20 protein-coding genes are annotated in these 18183 nt (G+C 59.9%); 12 read left to right on the top strand and 8 right to left on the bottom strand.

The window, feature by feature from the left end; translation table 11 throughout:
* Positions 1-2: 2 nt before the first annotated feature.
* The 5 genes from HX790_RS04845 to recX all read left to right on the top strand — a co-directional run bounded on the left by HX790_RS04845 (position 3) and on the right by recX (position 3820).
* Positions 3-1013: a contractile injection system protein, VgrG/Pvc8 family gene (locus HX790_RS04845; protein WP_176991295.1), complete on the top strand. Its 1011-nt coding sequence runs from the start codon at positions 3-5 to the stop codon at positions 1011-1013.
* A 22-nt stretch (positions 1014-1035) separates the two neighbouring features.
* Positions 1036-1593 carry a glycoside hydrolase family 19 protein gene (locus HX790_RS04840; protein WP_176991294.1) on the top strand — a complete coding sequence of 186 codons (558 nt, stop codon included), beginning with the start codon at positions 1036-1038 and terminating at the stop codon, positions 1591-1593.
* A 108-nt stretch (positions 1594-1701) separates the two neighbouring features.
* A complete protein-coding gene (locus tag HX790_RS04835; RefSeq protein WP_017137074.1) occupies positions 1702-2202 on the top strand; it encodes a CinA family protein in 501 nt (166 codons plus the stop codon).
* An 83-nt stretch (positions 2203-2285) separates the two neighbouring features.
* Positions 2286-3344, top strand: coding sequence for a recombinase RecA (recA, locus tag HX790_RS04830; RefSeq protein WP_017137075.1), 1059 nt, complete (start codon positions 2286-2288; stop codon positions 3342-3344).
* An 8-nt stretch (positions 3345-3352) separates the two neighbouring features.
* Entirely contained in the window at positions 3353-3820 is a 468-nt protein-coding gene (recX, locus tag HX790_RS04825; protein WP_017137076.1) for a recombination regulator RecX, read from the top strand.
* A 142-nt stretch (positions 3821-3962) separates the two neighbouring features.
* On the opposite strand, the gene HX790_RS04820 is transcribed toward recX, so the two are convergent.
* Positions 3963-5075, bottom strand: coding sequence for a TIGR00730 family Rossman fold protein (locus tag HX790_RS04820; RefSeq protein WP_017137077.1), 1113 nt, complete (start codon positions 5073-5075; stop codon positions 3963-3965).
* A 378-nt stretch (positions 5076-5453) separates the two neighbouring features.
* Positions 5454-5894: a PA3611 family quorum-sensing-regulated virulence factor gene (locus HX790_RS04815; RefSeq protein WP_017137078.1), complete on the bottom strand. Its 441-nt coding sequence runs from the start codon at positions 5892-5894 to the stop codon at positions 5454-5456.
* 179 nt (positions 5895-6073) lie between these two features.
* On the opposite strand from HX790_RS04815, the gene HX790_RS04810 reads away from it, so the two are divergent.
* From HX790_RS04810 to HX790_RS04800, 3 genes are all read left to right on the top strand, one after another.
* The gene (locus HX790_RS04810; protein WP_017137079.1) at positions 6074-6793 is read left to right on the top strand and encodes a tRNA-uridine aminocarboxypropyltransferase; all 720 of its coding nucleotides are present in this window, start codon (positions 6074-6076) and stop codon (positions 6791-6793) included.
* A gap of 252 nt (positions 6794-7045) precedes the next feature.
* Positions 7046-7696, top strand: a complete 651-nt coding sequence (gene erdR, locus HX790_RS04805) for a response regulator transcription factor ErdR (RefSeq protein WP_017137080.1) — start codon at positions 7046-7048, stop codon at positions 7694-7696.
* A 75-nt stretch (positions 7697-7771) separates the two neighbouring features.
* Positions 7772-8134 carry a diacylglycerol kinase gene (locus HX790_RS04800; RefSeq protein ID WP_017137081.1) on the top strand — a complete coding sequence of 121 codons (363 nt, stop codon included), beginning with the start codon at positions 7772-7774 and terminating at the stop codon, positions 8132-8134.
* A gap of 3 nt (positions 8135-8137) precedes the next feature.
* Here the strand turns inward: HX790_RS04800 and HX790_RS04795 are convergent, their stop codons facing one another.
* Complete coding sequence (locus tag HX790_RS04795) at positions 8138-9064, bottom strand: LysR family transcriptional regulator (RefSeq protein ID WP_026013711.1); 927 nt, start codon at positions 9062-9064, stop codon at positions 8138-8140.
* A gap of 124 nt (positions 9065-9188) precedes the next feature.
* Here HX790_RS04795 and fpr point away from each other — a divergent pair, with 124 nt between their 5' ends.
* Entirely contained in the window at positions 9189-9968 is a 780-nt protein-coding gene (gene fpr, locus HX790_RS04790; protein WP_003189055.1) for a ferredoxin-NADP reductase, read from the top strand.
* 66 nt (positions 9969-10034) lie between these two features.
* Here the strand turns inward: fpr and tsaA are convergent, their stop codons facing one another.
* The 5 genes from tsaA to rimO all read right to left on the bottom strand — a co-directional run bounded on the left by tsaA (position 10035) and on the right by rimO (position 14163).
* Positions 10035-10730, bottom strand: coding sequence for a tRNA (N6-threonylcarbamoyladenosine(37)-N6)-methyltransferase TrmO (gene tsaA / locus HX790_RS04785; RefSeq protein ID WP_099548535.1), 696 nt, complete (start codon positions 10728-10730; stop codon positions 10035-10037).
* A gap of 3 nt (positions 10731-10733) precedes the next feature.
* On the bottom strand, positions 10734-11195 hold the full coding sequence (locus HX790_RS04780) for a DUF1456 family protein (RefSeq protein ID WP_003189058.1): 462 nt from the start codon (positions 11193-11195) through the stop codon (positions 10734-10736).
* A gap of 69 nt (positions 11196-11264) precedes the next feature.
* Positions 11265-11975, bottom strand: coding sequence for an rRNA pseudouridine synthase (locus HX790_RS04775; RefSeq protein ID WP_058421638.1), 711 nt, complete (start codon positions 11973-11975; stop codon positions 11265-11267).
* Positions 11976-12196: 221 nt separating this feature from the next.
* Positions 12197-12664 carry a GNAT family N-acetyltransferase gene (locus tag HX790_RS04770; protein ID WP_017137085.1) on the bottom strand — a complete coding sequence of 156 codons (468 nt, stop codon included), beginning with the start codon at positions 12662-12664 and terminating at the stop codon, positions 12197-12199.
* 158 nt (positions 12665-12822) lie between these two features.
* Positions 12823-14163: a 30S ribosomal protein S12 methylthiotransferase RimO gene (gene rimO / locus HX790_RS04765; protein ID WP_017137087.1), complete on the bottom strand. Its 1341-nt coding sequence runs from the start codon at positions 14161-14163 to the stop codon at positions 12823-12825.
* Positions 14164-14452: 289 nt separating this feature from the next.
* Here rimO and HX790_RS04760 point away from each other — a divergent pair, with 289 nt between their 5' ends.
* The 3 genes from HX790_RS04760 to HX790_RS04750 all read left to right on the top strand — a co-directional run bounded on the left by HX790_RS04760 (position 14453) and on the right by HX790_RS04750 (position 18109).
* The gene (locus tag HX790_RS04760; protein ID WP_017137088.1) at positions 14453-16354 is read left to right on the top strand and encodes a potassium transporter Kup; all 1902 of its coding nucleotides are present in this window, start codon (positions 14453-14455) and stop codon (positions 16352-16354) included.
* Positions 16355-16481: 127 nt separating this feature from the next.
* Entirely contained in the window at positions 16482-17588 is a 1107-nt protein-coding gene (locus HX790_RS04755) for an NADH:flavin oxidoreductase/NADH oxidase (protein WP_017137089.1), read from the top strand.
* A gap of 335 nt (positions 17589-17923) precedes the next feature.
* Entirely contained in the window at positions 17924-18109 is a 186-nt protein-coding gene (locus HX790_RS04750) for a hypothetical protein (protein ID WP_017137090.1), read from the top strand.
* Positions 18110-18183 lie beyond the last annotated feature (74 nt).

Below are 18183 nucleotides of genomic sequence, written 5' to 3'. Positions count from 1 at the left end.
ACATGGCACAGGGATTTACGCCAATCGTGGAGTTTTATGGCGCCAATGCCGCGCTGCTCAATCAACGCCTGATGCGTTGGAGCCATACCGACGCTGCAGGTATCGAGTCTGACCGACTGGAGTTGACCCTCAATATCGAGGGGCTGGAAGGTTTGCCCAGCCTGAGCGGCAAGATCGGTTTGCGCGTGGGTTATCAGGAGTCGGCGCTGGTGGAAAAAGGCGAGTTTGTGATCACGCAGCGCACGCCCGTGCTGTTTCCCATGCGCTTGATGATCGTGGCGACAGCCGCACCTTTCAGCATGCTCGACGCCAGCGGTTATCGCCAGCGACGGTCGGCCAGTTACGGGCCAACCACGTTGGGCGCACTGTTTCGCCAACTGGTCAGTCGCCACGGGTTTTCACCGCGTGTGGCCCCTGCGCTGGAAGGCATTGCGATTGCCCATATCGACCAGTCTAATGAAAGCGACATGGCGTTCATCACCCGCCTTGCCAAGCGCTACAGCGCGGTCACCAAACCAATCAACGAGCTGTACGTGCTGGCCGAGGCGGGGCAGGTCAAATCACTTACCGGGCAACTATTACCGCAGGTGAAGCTGTCCGTGACCCAGGACAACCGCCCCGGTGACCAGGCCTTCATCACTGCCAAGCTCGACGAAACGTCTCGCTCCAAATACATGGGCAGCCGCGTGACCTGGTGGGACGCCGCAGGTGGCAAACAGCAGGTAGTCGAGGTGGGGGTGGCCCCGTTCAAAACTTTGCGTCAGCGCTGCCAGAACCAAGCCGAGGCACGTGCCGTGGCTGAAGGCGAACTGCGACGTGTGGGACGCGAAGGTTTGAAACTGCTGATTGATTGCCCTGGCAACCCTTTGTTGGCTGCCGAAGGCGTGTTGTTGCTGGATGAAACCTGGCCTTCGTATATGCAGGGCCAGTGGTCGATGAAACAGGTGGTGCATGTTGGCGATCCGGTGACTGGGTATCGCAGTTCGATTACGGCGAATGGGTTGTCGGCATAGCCATTTTCAAAGGGAAAGCCCCATGGCGATAACGCTTGCTCAACTGCTTCAAGTGATGCCTGGAGCCCGCCTTAGAGCGGGCTTTTTTTTATCTGCGTTAAATGCGGTGCTGGTTCGCTACGACATTGGCACGCCAAAGCGTAGTGCCGCGTTCCTCGCCCAAATCGGCCACGAATCCGGCCAGTTGCTCTATTTACGAGAACTGGGCAGCGATCAATACCTGAGCAAATACGACACCGGCACCCTGGCGGCGCGTTTGGGCAACACCCCCGAGGCCGACGGCGATGGCCAGAAGTACCGGGGCAGGGGGCTTATCCAGATCACGGGGCGGCGCAATTACCTCGCCTGCAGCCAAGCGTTGTTCGGCGACGACCGCCTGTTGCAGCAACCGCAACTGCTGGAGCAGCCGCAATGGGCGTGTGAGTCCGCCGCATGGTTCTGGCAGAGCAATGGTTTGAACGAACTTGCTGACAAAGACCAGTTCACCACTATCACCCGGCGCATCAATGGTGGCCTGAATGGCCTGGACGATCGTTTGCAGCTCTGGGCGCGGGCGAAGGCGATATTGGGCGTTTCCTGAGGCAGGATGCGCGTCGTCGGCCGTTAGCGTCTTGATGCACTCTGCAACTTGCATGGCCGATAGGCTCCTGTAGGGTAGGCAAACCCCCGCCCATACTTGGAGACGACCGTGAAGGAAATCACTCAACTGGCCGCTGAACTGGGTCGCCGTTTGCAGGTGCTCAATGCCCACGTCACCACTGCCGAGTCTTGCACCGGTGGCGGTATCGCCGAAGCCATTACGCGTATTCCGGGCAGTTCGGCGTGGTTCGAGGCCGGGTATGTCACTTACTCCAATCGGCAGAAGACCCGCCAGTTGGGTGTGCCTGAGACGCTGTTCCCCAAGGTCGGCGCCGTCAGCCAGGAAGTGGTGGAGGCGATGGTGCGCGGTGCGCAGGAAAAAAGCCTGTCGCGCTTTGCCGTGGCGGTCAGCGGTGTGGCGGGGCCGGACGGCGGTTCGCCGGACAAACCGGTGGGCACCGTATGGCTGGCGTTCGGCGTGGGCGATGAGGTAACGGCCGAGCTGGCGCACTTCCCCGGCAACCGCGACGAGGTCCGCCGACAAACGGTAAAAGCCGCGCTTGAGGGCTTGTTGCGACGAGCTGCAGCAGAAATCGAAAATCAGGGGTAGGCGATCCCGGATCTTTGTGGAACAATACTGTCTACTTATACAGGTGTTGGCCGTCAGGCCTTATTGATTACGTGAGGACTTTAATGGACGACAACAAGAAGAAAGCCTTGGCTGCGGCCCTGGGTCAGATCGAACGTCAATTCGGCAAGGGTGCCGTAATGCGTATGGGCGATCACGACCGTCAGGCGATCCCGGCTATTTCCACTGGCTCTCTGGGTCTGGACATCGCACTCGGCATTGGCGGCCTGCCAAAAGGCCGTATCGTTGAAATCTACGGTCCTGAATCTTCCGGTAAAACCACCCTGACCCTGTCGGTGATTGCTCAGGCGCAAAAAATGGGCGCCACCTGTGCGTTCGTCGACGCCGAGCACGCCCTGGACCCGGAATATGCCGGCAAGCTGGGCGTCAACGTTGACGACCTGCTGGTTTCCCAGCCGGACACCGGTGAGCAAGCCCTGGAAATCACCGACATGCTGGTGCGCTCCAACGCCATCGACGTGATCGTGGTCGACTCCGTGGCTGCCCTGGTACCGAAAGCTGAAATCGAAGGCGAGATGGGTGACATGCACGTGGGCCTGCAAGCCCGCCTGATGTCCCAGGCGCTGCGTAAAATCACCGGTAACATCAAGAACGCCAACTGCCTGGTGATCTTCATCAACCAGATCCGTATGAAGATCGGCGTAATGTTCGGCAGCCCGGAAACCACCACCGGTGGTAACGCGCTGAAGTTCTACGCTTCGGTCCGTCTGGATATCCGCCGTACCGGCGCGGTGAAGGAAGGTGACGAGGTTGTTGGTAGCGAAACCCGCGTTAAAGTCGTGAAGAACAAGGTGGCTCCGCCATTCCGTCAGGCTGAGTTCCAGATCCTCTACGGCAAGGGTATCTACCTGAACGGCGAGATGATCGACCTGGGCGTACTGCATGGCTTCGTCGAGAAGTCCGGTGCCTGGTATGCCTACAACGGCAGCAAGATCGGTCAGGGCAAGGCCAACTCGGCCAAGTTCCTGGCGGACAACCCGGATATCGCCGCCACGCTTGAGAAGCAGATTCGCGACAAGCTGCTGACCCCAGCACCAGACGTGAAAGCTGCTGCCAACCGCGAGCCGGTTGAAGAAGTAGAAGAAGTCGACACTGACATCTGAAGCAAACGATGACTGTTGTACTGGATACACTCGTCGCCGTTCGGCGCACTGCCATGGACCTGCTCGCTCGCCGCGAGCATGGTCGAGTCGAGCTGACGCGTAAACTGCGTCAGCGCGGTGCAGAGCCCGAGATGATCGAAACAGCCCTGGACCGTTTGACGGAAGAGGGGCTGCTTTCCGAAGCCCGTTACCTTGAAAGCTTTGTCTCCTACCGTGCGCGCTCCGGCTACGGCCCAGCGCGAATTCGTGAAGAACTGAGCCAACGTGGCCTGCAACGTGCCGATATCGACCTTGCCCTGCGTGAGTGCGGTATTAGTTGGCAGTCGCAGTTGGAGGATACCTGGCGTCGCAAGTTTGCCGGGCATCTACCAATTGATGCCAGGGAGCGTGCGAAGCAAGGGCGCTTCCTGAGCTATCGCGGGTTTTCGATGGACATGATCAGCCGGTTACTCAGCGGTCGGGACATGGAAGATTGAGTCTTCAGGTTGGTTAAATCCAAATGTGGGAGCAGGCCAGCCAGCTTCCACATTGGATTGTGTTGGCTGCTGGGATGCCAAATCCCGGTAAAACAAAAGGCCCACTACGACAGTAGTGGGCCTTTTTTTTTTGCCTTAAAAATCACGCCGGCTCTGGCGCCGCCCGCTGCTGTGTCTTCCCCTGAGCCTGGACCCAGTTCTCCGGCAAGTTGATGTAATCCACCAACTCCCGCAACCGGCCCTGATCACGACCGTTGAAGTTGAACACCAGCCGCGTCAAATGGCTGAATCTTGGTTCATCATGTTCCTCGCCTGTGTAAGCAAGCTGCTGGAACTCTCCACTTAGCCGCAAGCTGGCAAACTCGCTCTGCAAGTGGGTCAGTGCACGATCACTGAGCGGATGATTCATGCGCACCACAAACTCACGCTTCAACCAACGCGTGGAGTGGAAGTTGGCATAGAACTGGTTGATCTCCGCCACCGCCTCTTCAGCGCTGTAGACCAGGCGGATCAGCTTGAGGTCGGTGGGCAGGATATAGCGATTGGCTTCCAACTGACTGCGAATGAAGTCCAGTGCGCCTTGCCAGAAACCACCGCCTGGGGCATCCAGCAGCACCACCGGCACCAGCGGGCTCTTGCCGGTCTGGATCAGGGTCAGCACTTCCAGCGCTTCATCCAGCGTGCCAAAACCGCCCGGGCACAGCACCAACGCGTCGGCTTCCTTGACGAAGAACAGCTTGCGGGTAAAGAAGAAGTGGAAAGACAGCAGGTTCTCGGTGCCATCAATGGTCGGGTTGGCGTGCTGTTCAAACGGCAGGTTGATGTTGAACCCCAGGCTGTGTTCCAGACCTGCGCCCTCGTGGGCAGCGGCCATGATGCCGCCGCCACCGCCGGTGATCACCATCAGGTCGGATTGCGCCAGCAGCGTGCCGACTTCCCTGGCCAAGGCGTACAGCGGGCTTTCGACCGGCGTGCGCGCCGAGCCAAACACCGTGACCTTGCGGCGGCCCTTGAACTGTTCCAGCACGCGGAAGGCGTTATCCAGCTCGCGGATCGCCTGCAGCGTGATTTTTGCATTCCAACGGTTGCGGTCATCCTTGGCCATACGCAGCACGGTGAGGATCATATCGCGATAAAGGGGGATGTTCGGGCTGTTGGGAGCGACCAGCTGGAGTTGTGCGTCGACCTGCTGGGTGAGGTCAGCGCCGTTTGCTTCAAAATGACGGAGCAGGCGGTCATTCGGTTCGTAAGGCATTCAACTTCTCCTTCTTCACAGAACCTGGGCCATCGGCGAGAGATTCGTCCGCGGCCACGACACTGCGTGTGTCGCTGCACGCCTTAAGCGTTGCACGGTGTTCGCCAGGCGGCAAAACGGGCTCTGTATGTTCCTTGTGATTTGGAAACCTTTGCACTGCAAGTCGCAGGAGGGCAACCCTCTTTTGCCCTGAAAATGTTACAGAACGGCGTGAAAAACGCAGTAGATGGGCTGCCGGGATGGCTTGATCATGAGCCGAAAAACCCTTGGCTGGCAACCGCTTATTGGTCACTCATCAAGCAGTTTAGTTGGCGGCTGGCCAATAAGGCGAGGGAGGTGCGCGCCACCGGACAGCAGCGCGCGATGATCGAGCAACAGTTACTTTTTCTTCTTCGCCGCAGCGGGTGCCGGGCAATCGGCTTCCACGAACTTGACCGACGCTACCGGGCGGTTGGTCTTGTTCTCGGTGATCTCATAACGCATCACGGCGCCCTTGGCCATCAGCTCGCGATAGCCTTTGTTCAGGCATACGCTTTGACCCAGCTGGAAATACACAGCTTTGGGGTTTGCGCGCATCTGTTCGGCACGGTCAGGTAGCACACTGAGGTGATCAATCAGTTGCATGCCTTCAACGGTGTAGGCCACTTCCAGGGTCTTTGCATCGATTTCCCGGGGCAGGTCCTTGTTGCTCTCGGCCGCGACGCTCTGCAGTTTCCTGTTCATTTGGGCCTCCAGCAGCGACGCCGCGTGGGCGCCCATGGGCAGAACCAGCGCAAGGGCGACGGATGGGGCAACAAGGCGCAGCATGGAACGCAGCATGAAACTCTCCTGATTCGGTTACTGGTGCATAGACCAGCCACTGCGCTGTGCGTTCAGTGGCGCGCAATTATAGGGGACCGCTTGCCACTACAGCCAGGCGTATCGCTGGTAAACTGCGGCCACTTAAGCCTGATTCGAGTTTTGCCTGTGTCGATTGACCTCTGCTCGCGGTGCGCCCGATGAGCCACGCCGTCTCCCGCTTGCGTACCCAGCGCCTGGCGCGCGCCGTCCGGCCGTTTCTAAACCGTGGTTCGCGCGCCGAACGTTGCCCCGGTTGCCGGGTGATTCCCGAGTACTGCCTGTGCGCCTGGCGCCCAACAGTGCAGGCCCGCTCGGCCATGTGCCTGTTGATGCATGACGTGGAACCGATGAAGCCCAGCAACACCGGCTGGCTGATCGCCGATGTCATCGACGACACCACCGCGTTCGCCTGGTCGCGCACAGAAGTGGACCCCGAGTTGCTGACCCTGTTGGCCGACCCGCAATGGCAGTCTTATATCGTGTTTCCGGGCGAGTTCGTTGCGCCTGAGCGGGTGTGCAGCGAGGTCAAGGTGCAAGACGGCAAGCGCCCGTTATTCATCCTGCTGGACGGCACCTGGAGCGAGGCGCGCAAGATGTTCCGCAAAAGCCCTTACCTTGCGCACTTGCCGGTGTTGAGCCTGGCGCCCGAACAGCTGTCACGCTACAAGCTGCGCCGGTCCAAGCGCGATGATCATTTCTGTACCGCCGAGGTTGCGGCGCTGTGCCTGGAGCTGGCCGACGACCCAGCGGCCAGCGAAGTGCTGGATGCCTACCTCGATGTGTTCAGCACGCATTACCTGGCCGCTAAATTTCAATTGCCGCTGGACCCGGCGGACAGCGTGCACATGCGGCTCGCGCCCCATATCCCTACGGTATAACCAGACGACGTTTGCATGATGGCACCGTAAACCCGCAACCGGCTAAAATGCCCACGGGCGTAGTGCTTGACCCCCCAGGCTGCGCTGGGCATGCTGGGCGCCGATTGGGGCGTAACCGTGACTTTTCAGTGTCGTTTCAGGTGTTTTTGATGCTGAGTGTGCCCTGTGGCGATGGCTGCCTGGCCATTGCCTTGTGTACTGGCGAACCCTGAACCCATCAGGGCTCCCATAAAAAACAGGATCATTTAATCAATGGCCACATACGAAATCCTGATAGCCGATGACCATCCGCTGTTTCGCAGTGCGCTGCATCAGGCCGTTACCTTGGGCCTTGGCCCTGACGTGAGCCTGGTCGAAGTGGCCAGCATTGCCGAACTGGAAGCCCGCCTCAACGAAAAATCCGACTGGGACCTGGTGCTGCTCGACCTGAACATGCCGGGTGCCTATGGCTTCTCGGGATTGGTGCTCTTACGCGGGCAATACCCGCAGATCCCGGTAGTAATGGTTTCAGCCCAGGAAGAAGCCGACGTGGTGGTGCGCTCCAAGGAGTTTGGTGCCAGCGGTTTCATTCCCAAGTCCAGCTCTATGGAAGCGATCCAGAAAGCCGTGCGCACCGTGCTGGATGGCGACGTGTCATGGCCGCCGCAAGCGTTTGAAGAAATCAACGTGTCCGACGAAGCCAAAGCCGCCCGTGATGGCCTTGCCAGCCTGACGCCCCAGCAATTTCGGGTGCTGACCATGGTTTGCGAAGGCTTGTTGAACAAGCAGATTGCGTATGAGTTGAGTGTGTCGGAAGCGACCATCAAGGCCCACGTGACGGCGATCTTTCGCAAGCTCGGCGTGCGTACCCGCACTCAGGCGGCGCTGCTCTTGCAACAACTTGAGTCAATTTCGCAGCATTAAGCTGTACCCGATTCACGCTTTTTTGACTTTGCGTGATCTAGTTTCCCCACTTCTTTGGTTCAGTTGCCTACATCTATGTCGCCTTTCAAGGGTCAAACCGGTATCAAACGTATCTTCAACGCAGGGGGCTATTCCCTGGATGGCCTGCGCGCAGCTTTCACCGGCGAGGCGGCATTCCGTCAGTTGGTGTTGCTGAACGTGATCCTGATCCCGCTGAGCTTCTTCCTGCACGTCAGTCGGGTCGAGCGCGCCTTGCTCATCGCGGTCTGCCTGCTGGCCTTGATCGTTGAGTTGCTCAACTCGGCAGTGGAAGCGGCTATCGACCGGATTTCCCTCGACCGCCACCCGCTGTCGAAAAACGCCAAGGACATGGGCAGCGCCGCGCAATTCGTAGCGCTGACCATGATTACCCTGGTGTGGGCCGTGATCCTGATCTAAGCCTCAGGCAATGTTTGGCAGCACGATCTCGTCGCTGCGCTGAACCCCGGCGGTGAAGGCGCGGCACAGCTCCAGAAACTCGCGCATCGCCGAGGTCTGGTACTTCTGTTTATGCCAGATGAAGTAAAACTGCCGGGCCAGGTCCAGGTCCGGGGTTTCCACCGGCACCAAACTGCCACGGCGGAACGCATCGCGCAGGGCCAGTCGGGAAATACAGCCAATCCCCAACCCTGACTCCACTGCACGCTTGATCGCCTCGGTGTGTTCAAGCTCCAGGCGGATATTCAGCGCGCTACGGTGATGGCGCATGGCCTGGTCAAAGGTCAAGCGCGTGCCCGAGCCCTGTTCGCGCAGGATCCATGCTTCATGGGTCAGCTCTTCCATCGTCGCCACACCGCGCTTGGCCAAGTGATGCTGCGGCGCACAGAACACCACCAACTCATCCTCGACCCAGGTTTGTACCTCGATGTCCGGGTGGCTGCAGTCGCCTTCGATTAGACCCAGGTCAATTTCGTAATGCGCCACTTGGTGCACGATATTGGCAGTATTCTGCACATGCAGTTTCACCTGGCTCTCGGGGTGCTGCTGCATGAAGCTGCCGATCAGCAGGGTCGCCAGGTAATTGCCGATGGTCAGGGTGGCGCCGACCGCCAGGGAACCAAAGCCGGACTTGCCGTTGAGCAAGTCTTCGATCTCCTTGGCCTGGTCCAGCAGCGCAACGGCCTGCGGTAATAACTGATGGCCGAGAGCATTGAGGCTCAAGCGCTTGCCTGCGCGGTCGAATAATTGGCAGCTGGATTGACGCTCCAGCTCGGTGATTGAGGTGCTGGCGGCGGATTGAGATAAGGCCAGAAGGCCAGCAGCGCGTGAGACGCTTTCCTGCTGGGCGACGGCGACGAAGACTTGCAGTTGACGTAGAGTAAATCGCATATCGATATAACCGATAACCCTTATCTTAATAATCCAGTTAACAGATATTGTCGCCGCCATTAGAATGCTGTGCAATTGCGCATCTCATCTTTGGCGCAGACCCATTTCCAGGAGTTCCCCGTACATGAGCAACATGAACCACGAACGTGTCCTCAGTGTTCATCACTGGAACGACACGCTGTTCAGCTTCAAGTGCACCCGCGATCCGGGCTTGCGCTTCGAGAATGGTCAGTTCGTGATGATCGGCCTGCAACAGCCCAACGGCCGCCCACTCATGCGCGCGTACTCCATTGCCAGCCCAAACTGGGAAGAGCATCTGGAGTTCTTCAGCATCAAGGTGCCCGATGGTCCGCTGACTTCGCAATTGCAGCACTTGAAGGAAGGCGACGAGATCATCATCAGCAAAAAACCGACAGGCACCCTGGTGCTTGACGATTTGAAGCCGGGCAAACATCTGTACCTGCTCAGCACGGGTACCGGCCTGGCGCCGTTCATGAGCGTGATCCAGGACCCGGAAACCTACGAGCGCTTCGAAAAAGTGATCCTGTGCCACGGCGTGCGTTACGTCAATGAAGTCGCCTACCGCGAATTCATCACCGAGCACCTGCCGCAGAACGAATTCTTCGGCGAGGCGCTGCGTGACAAGTTGATCTACTACCCAACGGTGACCCGCGAGCCGTTCGAAAACGAAGGTCGCCTGACCGACCTGATGCGCAGCGGCAAGCTGTTCAGCGACATCGGCCTGCCGCCGATCAACCCCGAGGACGACCGCGCCATGCTGTGCGGCAGCCCGAGCATGTTGGACGAGACCAGCGAAGTGCTGAACAGCTTCGGCCTGAAAGTTTCGCCACGTATGCGTGAGCCGGGTGATTACCTGATCGAGCGCGCGTTCGTCGAGAAGTAAACACTGCTCAAAAAAAATGTGGGAGCTGGCTTGTGTGGGAGCTGGCTCCCACAGTTGTTTCGGCGTTTACTTGGCCGGTACCACTTCCAGCACACAGATGACACCCGCCTCTGGATAGTGCCAACGCACATCCACATCCCAGAACTGCGCGCCGTACTCACGCTCAGGCCCTGGCGTCTGATACGCCGGCCGTGGGTCCTGGGCCAGACACTGCTCGATCAATGCCACCAGCGGCTCATCAAGGCGCTGCGCATGGCCTTGTGCCTGGTGCAGTGCCGTCTTCAGCCACTGCACGGGAATCAGCTGCGGCGCACTGCTGGCAATATCATTGGTGGCGGTGTCAATGATGTCCGCGTACGGCACGTACGGCTTGATATCCAGCACCGGCGTGCCGTCGAGCAAATCGATCCCGGAAACCCACAAGCGGCCCGGCTCGACCTTATCCAGCTTCACCACCGATTGGCCAATGCCATTGGGGCGATGAGTCGCGCGGGTGGCGAACACGCCCATGGAGGTATTGCCGCCCAGGCGTGGCGGCCGCACCTTGAGGCGCGGCTTGTCTTCCAGGGCCTGGTGGAACAGAAACAGCAGCCACACATGGCTGACCTGCTCCAGGCCCTGTACCGCCTCGCCCTGATCGAACGGCGCCACCAGCTCCAGCACGCCGCGTGCGGCCGGGGCCAGCTGCGGCTGGCGCGGGATGGCGAACTTCTCCTTGAAGCAGGAGCGCACGAAGCCGACGGGCGAGACCGAGTAGCTCATGGCTTACGCACGAACCCGCAGGGTCAGGCCCTTAAGGAAATTGCGCAGCAACTGGTCGCCACAGGTGCGGTAGTTGGTGTGGCCGAACTTGCGGAACAGTGCGCTCAACTCAGGCTTGGACACCGGGAACTCAGCAGCCTTGAGGATGGCGTGCATGTCGTCTTCCTTCAGTTCGAAGGCCACGCGCAGCTTCTTGAGGATGATGTTGTTGGTCACCGGGGTTTCGATCGGCTGCGGCGGACGGCTTTCGTCCTTGCCACGCTTGAAGATCACCAGGCCATCGAGGAAGTGCGCCATGACATCGTCCGGGCAGAACACAAAACCTTCTTCCTCATCTTTCTTGAGGTAGGTCAGCAGGTCTTCCTTGGTGACGTCCATGCCGCCGAGCTTGATGATCTCGACCATCTTGTTGTCGCTGATGTCGAGCATGTAGCGCACGCTGCGCAATACGTCGTTGTGAATCATGGTGGGCAATCCTGGTATTCAACTGAGGGCACCGCGCAGAGTTGCCGGTGCCGGGAAAAGGGGAGCGGCTTAGAATTTCTCTTTGCCGGACAGGTAACGCCATTGGCCGACCGGCACCTTGCCGATGGACACGCCGCCAATGCGGATGCGGCGGATGGCGATGACTTTCAGGCCGACCGCTTCGCAAAACAGGGCAATTACACCCGGCTGCGGGTTTTTCAGCGCAAACCGCAGGCGGTTTTCGTTCTGCCAGCTGGCTTTGACGGCCGGCAGCTCTTTGCCTTTGTAGGTCAAACCGTGGTTCAGGCGGTTGAGGCCATGGGCAACCATGTCACCCTCGACCTCAACCACGTATTCCTGCTCGATCTTGGCGGCATCGGCGGTCAACTTGCGCAAAATCTTCCAGTCCTGGGTGAACACCAGCAGGCCGCTGGCCTTGGCCTGCAGATCGGCGCTGGCGGTCAGGCGCAGGAAGTGGCCCTTGAGCGGGCGCTTGCTGAAACGGTGCTCTTCGGACAGCGTCTCGGCGCTGATCGAGGCCATTGCTGTTTCCACATCCACGCCCACCGGGGCGTGCAGCAGAATGGTCACCGGTTCCGGCACAGTGGCTTTAGCCTCTGGGTCCAGCTCGACCTTCTGGGTGGTGACCTTGAATTGCGGCTCATCGATCACTTCACCGTCCACCGAGACCCAGCCGCCTTCGATAAACAGCTCAGCCTCCCGACGGGAGCAACCGACCAGTTCGATAAGGCGTTTGGAAAGGCGTATGGGGTCAGTCATGACAAGGGCCGTAGCAAAAGGGGGCGGCTATTGTACCTGTGTGGGCGCGGTTAATCCCGGACCCATTTCAGCGTAGTGGCTTTTTGTGGGCGCTGGCCTGTGTGGGAGTCGGGCTTGCCCGCGATGCAGACACCTCGGTCGTGCATTTGGAATCGAGGTGATGCCATCGCAGGCAAGCCAGCTCCCACACAAGCACGCTCCCACATTGGCGCTGTGTTGTGTCAGCCACTGCGCCGTTGCTGTTGGCGCAAGCGCATATGCAGCAACGGATACGGCTGGCCCAAGCCATCATGTTCCGCCCGTCCGACCACCTCGAAACCCTGCTTGAAGTAAAACCCCAGGGCCTGCGGGTTTTGCTCGTTGACGTCCAGCGCATCGGCATTCAGGTGCTCGATCGCATAACTCAGCAATTGCTGGCCCAAGCCCTGGCCACGGTGTTGCGGGTCGATAAACAGCATCTCGACCTTGCCCGCCGCCACCCCGGCAAACCCGGTGATGCGCTGGCGCGCGTCCTTGGTGCAGATCAGCATCACCGCGTCCAGGTAGCGCGTCAGCACCAGCTCCTTGAGCAGTACGATGTAGCTGTCCGGCAAAAAGTCATGGGTCGCTCGCACGGAGTCTTCCCAGATCTGCGCCAATTGCTGGTAGTCGCTGGTTTTAGGTGTGTGGATAACCGAATGCTGACGCATGCCCGCTGCCCCTTGCCGATGATCGGCGCTGATGGGCAAACGATAGACCTAAAAAAGCCCCGCATCTTGCTCAGACACGAGGCTTTTTCAATTTTTCACGCCGATCGTTCCCACGCTCTGCGTGGGAATGCCTCGCCGGACGCTTTGCGTGCGCAGAGCTAGTCGCGCTTTTCAGCCCACAGGTCGTACTCGTCGGCATCCGTCACGGTGCACCAGACCTTATCGCCCGGCTTCAAGCCGCTGGCATCGTCGATAAACACGTTACCGTCGATTTCCGGCGCATCGAAGAAGCAACGGCCCACTGCGCCTTGCTCGTCGACTTCGTCGATCAGCACTTCGATTTCCTTGCCGATGCGCAGTTGCAGGCGTGCGGAGCTGATGGCCTGCTGATGCGCCATGAAGCGCTCCCAGCGGTCCTGCTTGACGTCGTCCGGCACGATGGCCGCATCCAGCAGGTTGGCCGGGGCTCCTTCGACCGGCGAGTACTGGAAGCAACCGACGCGATCCAGCTGCGCTTCGGTCAGCCAGTCCAGCAGGTACTGGAAGTCTTCTTCGGTTTCGCCAGGGAAGCCGACGATGAAGGTCGAACGGATGATCAGCTCCGGGCAGATCTCGCGCCAGTTCTTGATGCGCGCCAGGGTCTTGTCTTCGAAGGCCGGGCGTTTCATGGCCTTGAGGATTTTCGGGCTGGCGTGCTGGAACGGAATGTCCAGGTACGGCAGGATCTTGCCGGCGGCCATCAACGGGATCAGCTCGTCCACGTGCGGGTACGGGTAAACGTAGTGCAGGCGCACCCACACGCCCAGGCTGCTCAAGGCTTCGCACAGTTCGGTCATGCGGGTTTTCACCGGCGCGCCGTTCCAGAAGCCGGTGCGGTATTTCACGTCGACGCCGTAGGCGCTGGTGTCCTGGGAGATCACCAACAGCTCTTTAACACCGGATTTGACCAGGCGCTGGGCTTCGTCTAATACATCGCCCACCGGGCGGCTGACCAGCTTGCCGCGCATCGACGGGATGATGCAGAAGCTGCAGCTGTGGTTGCAGCCTTCGGAAATCTTCAGGTACGCGTAGTGGCGCGGCGTCAGCTTGATGCCTTGCGGCGGCACCAGGTCGATCAGCGGGTTGTGGTCCTGACGCGGCGGCACCACGTCGTGCACGGCGTTGACCACCTGCTCGTACTGCTGCGGGCCGGTTACCGCCAGCACGCTTGGGTGCACGTTGCGGATATTGCCTTCTTCCACGCCCATGCAGCCGGTGACGATGACCTTGCCGTTTTCCTTGATGGCTTCGCCGATCACTTCCAGCGATTCAGCCTTGGCCGAGTCGATGAAGCCGCAGGTGTTGACCACCACCACGTCGGCATCCTGATAAGTGGACACGACGTCATAGCCTTCCATACGCAGTTGCGTGAGGATGCGCTCGGAGTCAACGAGAGCCTTCGGGCAACCCAGGGATACAAAGCCGACCTTTGGGTTGGCTTTTGCGATGGTGGTGGACATGTCTAACCTCGGTATTGAATGACGCCGCCAGTCGGGCACGACATGGCGGTAGACGGGCGCTTGGTGCGCCTCTGATCAAAAAGTGCGCAATTCTATCGACGGGCAGCGCGCTTGACCAGCTTTATACGGGGAAATGCGACGAGTGCTGCGCTATGCTTCGCGCCGTTGCGCACGGGTGAAACCCCGGGGTCAATAAAACGTCTGTTACGAGAAGTAAAACAGCGCATGCTAGGGTCAGCTTAGGCGCGTTGTTTATAAAAGACCTCAGGTCAAAGGGCAGGAGTGGTTGATGGGTCAGGCAAATAGTCAGGCAGCAGGTGCCGAGCATTCCAATGCAAAGCCGATTGGCATGCTGGTGGCGGCGGTCGGGGTGGTTTACGGCGATATCGGTACCAGCCCGCTCTATACCCTTAAAGAAGTGTTTACCGGTGGTTATGGGGTTCAAGTCAATCACGACGGGGTCTTTGGCATTCTGGCGCTGATTTTCTGGTCGCTGGTGTGGGTCGTGTCGATCAAGTACGTGCTGTTTATCCTGCGCGCGGACAACCAGGGCGAAGGCGGCATCATGGCCCTGACGGCGCTGGCGCGACGGGCGGCGTCGCCGTACCCCAGGTTGCGTTCGGTGCTGGTGATCCTCGGCTTGATCGGTGCGGCGCTGTTCTACGGCGACAGCATGATTACCCCGGCGATCTCGGTATTGTCGGCGGTTGAAGGCCTGGAACTGGCCTTTGACGGGATTGAACGTTGGGTGGTGCCGCTGTCGCTGGTGGTGCTGGTGGGGCTGTTCCTGATCCAGAAACACGGCACTGACCGCATCGGCAAGCTGTTCGGGCCGGTGATGGTGGTGTGGTTCCTGGTGCTGGGCGGTCTTGGCGTGCACGGCATCCTGCAACATCCCGAGGTGCTCAATGCGCTGAACCCCGTGTGGGGCGTGCGTTTCTTTGTGTCCCATCCGGGCATGGGCGTCGCGATTCTTGGCGCCGTGGTGCTGGCCTTGACCGGTGCCGAAGCGCTGTACGCCGACATGGGCCACTTCGGCCGCAAGCCGATCGCCCGCGCCTGGTTCGCCCTGGTGCTGCCGGCGCTGGTGCTCAATTACTTCGGCCAGGGCGCGTTGCTGCTGGAAAACCCCGAAGCGGCGCGCAACCCGTTCTACTTGCTCGCGCCGGAATGGGCCTTGGTGCCATTGGTCGCGCTGTCGACCCTGGCCACCGTGATTGCATCCCAGGCGGTGATTTCCGGCGCGTTCTCGCTGACGCGTCAGGCGATCCAGTTGGGTTACATCCCGCGCATGCATATCCAGCACACCTCCAGCGCCGAGCAAGGCCAGATCTACATCGGCGCGGTGAACTGGTCGCTGATGGTCGGCGTGATCCTGCTGGTGCTCGGCTTCGAATCCTCCAATGCCCTGGCCTCCGCCTACGGCGTGGCAGTCACCGGCACCATGTTGATTACCAGCATCCTGGTGTCGGCGGTGATGCTGCTGCTCTGGAAGTGGCCGCCGGTGCTGGCGATTCCGGTGCTGATCGGCTTCCTGTTGGTGGACGGCCTGTTCTTCGCCGCCAACGTGCCAAAGATCGTGCAGGGCGGTGCCTTCCCGGTGTTGGCGGGGATTGTGCTGTTTGTGCTGATGACCACCTGGAAGCGCGGCAAGGAACTGTTGATGGACCGCCTCGACGAAGGCGGGCTGCCGTTGCCGATCTTTATCAGCAGTATCCGCGTGCAACCGCCTCATCGCGTGCAGGGCACTGCGGTGTTCCTCACCGCGCGGCCCGATGCCGTGCCCCACGCGCTGTTGCACAACCTGCTGCATAACCAGGTGTTGCATGAGCAAGTGGTGATGCTCACGGTGGTCTACGAAGACATTCCGCGTGTGCCTGCCTCGCGGCGCTTTGAGGTGGACGCCTACGGCGAAGGCTTCTTCCGGGTGATCCTGCATTTTGGCTTTACCGATGAGCCGGACGTGCCCGAAGCGCTGAAGCTGTGCCACCTGGACGATCTGGATTTCAGCCCGATGCGCACCACCTACTTCCTCAGCCGTGAAACGGTGATCGCCTCGCGCATCAAGGGCATGGCCCGTTGGCGTGAGAGCTTGTTTGCGTTCATGTTGAAAAACGCCAACGGCAACCTGCGCTTCTTCAAACTCCCGGTAAACCGGGTGATCGAGCTGGGCACCCAGGTCGAGATGTAATCTTTTGCAACACGGGAGCCGGCATTCGGCTCCCGCTTTCCTTTCTGAACCCTGTGCAATCCACCGTTGTCGACTAGGCTCTAAGCACTGTTTGAATAGTGCCCACAGAACCCAGAAGAGGTGCGCCATGAGTCAGCTGCTCGAACCCTACACCCTCCGTCAATTGACCTTGCTCAACCGCATCGCCGTCTCGCCGATGTGCCAATACTCGTCCGACGATGGCTTGGCCAATGACTGGCACCTGGTGCACCTGGGCAGCCGCGCCGTCGGTGGTGCCGGGCTGATTTTTACCGAAGCCACCGCCGTCACCGCCGATGGCCGCATCACCGCCCAGGACCTGGGCCTGTGGAACGACGCGCAGATCGAACCGCTGCAGCGCATCACCCGCTTTATTGCTGCTCAAGGCGCGGTGGCGGGCATCCAGCTGGCACATGCCGGGCGCAAGGCCAGCACCCATCGGCCGTGGATCGGCAAGCACGGCAGCGTCAAGCCGGAGGAGGGCGGCTGGGTGCCGGTGGGCCCTTCGCCGATTGCCTTTGACCCGAACCACACGCAACCCAGGCCACTGGATGAAGGGCAGATCCAGCAGGTGATTGCCGACTTTGTCGCCGCCGCCAAACGCGCGCTGACCGCCGGTTTCGAAGTGGTGGAGATCCACGCTGCCCACGGTTACCTGTTGCATCAATTCCTCTCGCCGATCAGCAACCAGCGCCAGGACCACTACGGCGGCTCGTTTGAAAACCGTATCCGCCTGGTGCTCGAAGTGACCACCGCCGTGCGCGCCGTCTGGCCCCAGGAGCTGCCGCTGTTTGTGCGGGTATCGGCCACCGATTGGGTCGAAGACGGCTGGAACCCCGATGAAACCGTAGAGCTGGCGCGCCGCCTCAAAGAACTCGGCGTGGACCTGATCGACGTGTCCTCCGGTGGCACCGCCGCCAACGCCGAGATTCCCACCGGCCCGGGCTACCAGACGCGGTTTGCCGAGCGCGTGCGCAAAGAGTCGGGTATCGCCACCGGCACGGTGGGTATGATTACCGAACCGGCCCAGGCTGAACACATACTGCGCACCTGCCAGGCCGACATCATCTTCCTCGCCCGTGAGCTGTTGCGTGACCCTTACTGGCCGCTGCATGCCGACGATGACTTGGGTGGGCGCAAAGCCATCTGGCCCGCGCAGTACCAGCGGGCGACTCACCGTGATCAGCCGATTCACGAGTCTGACCTGAGGGATTGAACCCGCGTCTGCCTGCAATAAACCCACCCGACTCGGTGGGTTTTTTGTTGCCCGCGTTTAACGCATGCCTGATCCGCAGCTGATGCGCAAGAGCTTCCCGATATCCACCTTTAGCGGTCGCTGCGTGAGAAAGGGTTGTAGGTATTTGTTACCGAAGTAATTTTTTAAGTGAATACTCTAAAAAAATCCCACACGTGACGAGATTGTTTCTACGCTTAGGGTAAGTGTGATTTCTGGCCCAGGGAGTCAGGCTGTTTGTCCTTGAAGCCATTGCGCTTCATGAGCGTAGGGAATGGGCACCAGGAGTAATTGACTGATATCAGGAGTAACGGTCCATGACCAAGTCTTATGGCGTAGCGGGTGCGGTGGCGTCTTTTTGGAGTCGCCGGATGTCCTTGCGGGGGCGAAGGTTGAGTTCGGATGAGGTGGAGTTGCTGGCGCAGTATCGCGCCCTGACCGAAAACGATCAGGTGGCGATGCGCTATTTGATCGGCGCAATGAAGAGCGTGTCGCGGTTTTAACGGCATAAGCTCGTTCCCACGCTCTGCGTGGGAATGCAGCCCAGGACGCTCCGCGTCCTGCTATCACCACGGGA

It is taken from the genome of Pseudomonas sp. IPO3747 (assembly GCF_013385245.1).
Lineage (GTDB): Bacteria > Pseudomonadota > Gammaproteobacteria > Pseudomonadales > Pseudomonadaceae > Aquipseudomonas > Aquipseudomonas edaphica.
Note: the sequence above shows the minus strand (reverse complement) of the source record. Positions and strands in the feature narration are given on the sequence as shown.